Raw genomic sequence first — 3,397 nt, 5'->3', positions numbered from 1 at the left:
GTAGTTCCCCCACTTTAGGAATCCATCTATAAAGTTCAGATCCCGAATTCTTTCAGAAAAATGAATCTTCTTACACCGAACTCACCTTAATCTAAGGACGAATAGAACGAGATCAATTCCTTCTTTGTGATTTTCAAAATTTCTTTTCTTTTTAAAATTCTAATGTAAAGAGATTTTGAATTGTTGTATTTTCGAATCCAAAAGGATTCGAAAATACGTTTTTTACGGGGATCACACAGGTTGGAAAAAGTTATTGTAGAGACTCAAACATGAATATAGGCGGAGTTTTTAGTTTCTGGCTTATCCAATTCGCTTTCAAGAAATTATAATTTTTTTAGTTGTTTCTTTTATGAAAAATTATAAGCGGAGCCGGGTACCTATACAAATTCAATAAATGATTTCCAAAATCCTCAAAAAATTGTTAATGTTAGATCTTTCTCGTAACCGGTCTACAGCTTTTCCCGAAGAAGTCAAACAGTGAGGAAAAAAGATGAGAGAGAATTTGATTTATTTCCTTTTTCGAAAACGTTATTTTGGAATTTGGATTTTTCTTTATATCTATTCTCTGCAAGCGGATCCGACGTATTCACAGCAGAAAGAGGAAAATCAAGAAGGAGGAAAAAAAAAGTCTTTTTTTGAACTCCGGGTTAAACGTCAGACTTACCAATGGACTCCTTACGATTATACCTCCTTTTCGGAGCATTCCTCTTTGGAAAGTTCGAACAAAACGGATTCTGTAAAACAAAATCAGAAGGTTTTGGTTCCGCTTGCATTTCGATACGATAATTTGGAGAAAGAGTTTAGAATCGAGATCTCCGTATATGAAATCGAATTAGCAAATGCGAATACGAATTTTACTCAGGCTGGGGATCAGGTCCGAAGACATTACTTTAATCCCATGCTTCGGTCTGAAGCGGAATTCAATTTTTATAAAATTCTAAACTGGGATGAGGACTGGAAAGTTTTCGCTGGCGCCGGAATCCGAAATATTAATAAATATAAGTACGGATACTTTCTTAAAGAAGGGAGTTATCAGGAATATTTCTACACATACGGTCCACAGATTGTGTTGAATACGGAATACAAACTTTGGAAAGAAATTTCTATACATCTAGGTCTGGATTTTTTTTATACAGAAGGCAATCGTTTTTATAAGGACAGGATGATCATGCCGGATTCGATCGTGGTTTCGAACGGAAACGCCGGAGTTAAAGGAATCTACCGAGGTTACGAGATCGATTTTTCTTTAAGTTATAAAATTTTTGAAACAGTAAAATTTTACGCTGGTTATAACTATATCTATTCTTATTTCTCGTATCTTGGATTCAATCAAATCGATTTTACATTGGGAAATGTTCAAATCTCTCCGATTCAAACACAGACAAATAACGTTCCTTTTATGATTCGCCCCATTCGTTCGGGAAATCACGATATTTTGCAGGGATTTTACTTTGGAGCCGCTGTTGGTTTTTAGAATAAAAAGCGATCATTTTCTTTTATTTGTTCCGACAAACAACCCCGTTGAAAAATAACTTGATCCACCGAGTAGAAATTGGAGGAGAACCGTCATTTTTCAAAGACCAAGAAGGAGATACAAACCGGGGACAAGATAACACTCAACTAAAAGCCGGTCTCAAAACCTTAGGAATGTAGGAGCTATTACAATCTTAAACGACAGGAAAAACCTTCAATACGACGGTTTCTGTGGGAACTCTCACGTTTTTTAAAAACTTGCCGGATCGTTTAGAGATATTTTTCTTCAGGTTTTGGGACCGGTTCTTAGTGAGCTCTGTGGAAGAGAGAATGATCCTTGCACTTCGAAAACGACATTCGACTTGGGAACCGAAGAAACTGCTTGTCGTATTCGCAAAAGATAGTTCCGAAATCATTTGGCCTGCTGTGAGCACGATCGAAACGATTTTTCAAAAAAGAGGATTGGGTAAAAGCGCGTAAGAAGAAGCGGCAAAGAATGTTCCCGCACCGTTTCGAGAATATGATCATTTGAATGCGATTGGTGCACGAATTTCAAAAGCAGTTTCAGACTGAAGGGGTGCTACCCTCTTATAATTTTGGACGTCTACAGTCGATTTTTACTTTTCTACAAAGGACTTTCCAGAACCAAAACCTACGATACAAGAAAGAATTTGAAACATGTTTTCGAGAATACGGCTTGCCGAACACGATCAGAACGGATAATGGTGTTCCGCTTGCCGAAGGTTTGGGCATCTTTTTACTTTTTATCTGGTGGGGATTAAGTTAGGAATTCTTCCCGAAAGAATCCGTCCCGGAAAATCTCAGGAGAACGGGCGACATGAAAGAATGTACTGAACTTTAAAAGCGGAAGTGGTGTATTTGATTCGTTCCTCGATGAAACAACAGCAGAAATCCTTCGGTCGTTTCCGAACTGAATACAATTTTCGAATGGTCCTCACTAGGCTTTGGGTCAGAAAACTCCTTCCCAGTTTTACGAACTCTCAACTCAAATGTTTCCAAACCGGATTCCTGAAATTTTCTATCCGAATCATTTCGAGACTAGAAAAGTAATCGACGATTGTTTTTATTGGAAGAATCAGAGGCATTGTATTACGAAGAGTTTAATCTATGTTCCAGGATATACACAAACGCGGGTGGGGCGCATGTTTCACGGAGGATTTGTCGGAATTCAGACAAGATTCAAGAATATCATATTCGGAACCACCTTATATTCAAGAATCATACAAATTTATGGATCGTAGCATAAGTATCGCTTTCGCATTTGTTAAGTCGAAGTCACATTAATTTTAGGAAAAATCTAAAGTGTATTGTATTTTAAAGTCTAAACGATTTATTTTGATTTTTCTTTGTTGTGCGATTTCAATTTTTTTGGGAGTTAAAATTTTTTTCAGTGAAAAAGAATGGATTACTCAAAAATCCGGATTTAAAAGAACTTCTATTCATTGGCCAAAAGACTGTGATTTTATTGCTCATATTCCAGAAGAAAGAAATAAACATCCGGAATTGATTTGTGCGGATGTTTTGGATCAATTACGGACGCAACTTCCGAAAGACTGCGAATACAACGAACTTGCATTAAGTGAAAATGGTCTTATCAGTTATCACCGATATGCAGATTTTCTAGCCCATTCACCAATTCAATTTTTTCTACTTTCCGAAGGTAAATTTTTAGGAGAGTTATTATGTTCATCTGCGACTTACAATCGGTATAACGTTTATTTTATATACGATGAAAGATCTATTCCTGCAAAAGCTCAAATTTTAACATTTCCGGCCTTTAACTTTGAAAAGAAAAACGGATTTGTTCTTAGGGAAAGTTTTAAAAGTGAAAGCATCGTAAGGTTTTTTAAACCAGAGACCAAGGAATTTGTATCCTTTATAAAATACAGAGGAATGGGTGATT

Annotated in this window: 4 protein-coding genes; 3 read left to right on the top strand and 1 reads right to left on the bottom strand. The window is 36.5% G+C overall.

Annotated elements, in window-relative coordinates; all coding sequences use genetic code 11:
• The first annotated feature begins 490 nt into the window (after positions 1-490).
• Complete coding sequence (locus tag CLV95_RS18440; protein ID WP_002731676.1) at positions 491-1,474, top strand: LA_2444/LA_4059 family outer membrane protein; 984 nt, start codon at positions 491-493, stop codon at positions 1,472-1,474.
• Between the two features lie 193 nt (positions 1,475-1,667).
• On the opposite strand, the gene CLV95_RS20205 is transcribed toward CLV95_RS18440, so the two are convergent.
• Complete coding sequence (locus CLV95_RS20205; protein WP_080592174.1) at positions 1,668-1,889, bottom strand: hypothetical protein; 222 nt, start codon at positions 1,887-1,889, stop codon at positions 1,668-1,670.
• Positions 1,890-2,483: 594 nt separating this feature from the next.
• Between CLV95_RS20205 and CLV95_RS18420 the strand changes: the two genes are divergently transcribed.
• Both CLV95_RS18420 and CLV95_RS18415 read left to right on the top strand, forming a co-directional pair.
• Positions 2,484-2,735 (top strand): hypothetical protein, encoded by a 252-nt coding sequence (locus CLV95_RS18420; protein ID WP_002731680.1) that lies wholly within the window; start codon positions 2,484-2,486, stop codon positions 2,733-2,735.
• Between the two features lie 61 nt (positions 2,736-2,796).
• The coding region (locus CLV95_RS18415; RefSeq protein WP_107695064.1) for a DUF1176 domain-containing protein at positions 2,797-3,397 on the top strand (601 nt) is incomplete at its 3' end.

It is taken from the genome of Leptospira borgpetersenii serovar Javanica (assembly GCF_003046425.1).
Lineage (GTDB): Bacteria > Spirochaetota > Leptospiria > Leptospirales > Leptospiraceae > Leptospira > Leptospira borgpetersenii.
This window is presented reverse-complemented; position numbering and strand designations above follow the sequence as displayed.

Coding starts and splice junctions, on each gene's coding strand:
- CLV95_RS20205 (WP_080592174.1), bottom strand. CDS start 1,889: ATGATTTCGGAACTATCTTTTGCGAATACGACAAGCAGTTTCTTCGGT.
- CLV95_RS18420 (WP_002731680.1), top strand. CDS start 2,484: ATGTTTCCAAACCGGATTCCTGAAATTTTCTATCCGAATCATTTCGAG.
- CLV95_RS18440 (WP_002731676.1), top strand. CDS start 491: ATGAGAGAGAATTTGATTTATTTCCTTTTTCGAAAACGTTATTTTGGA.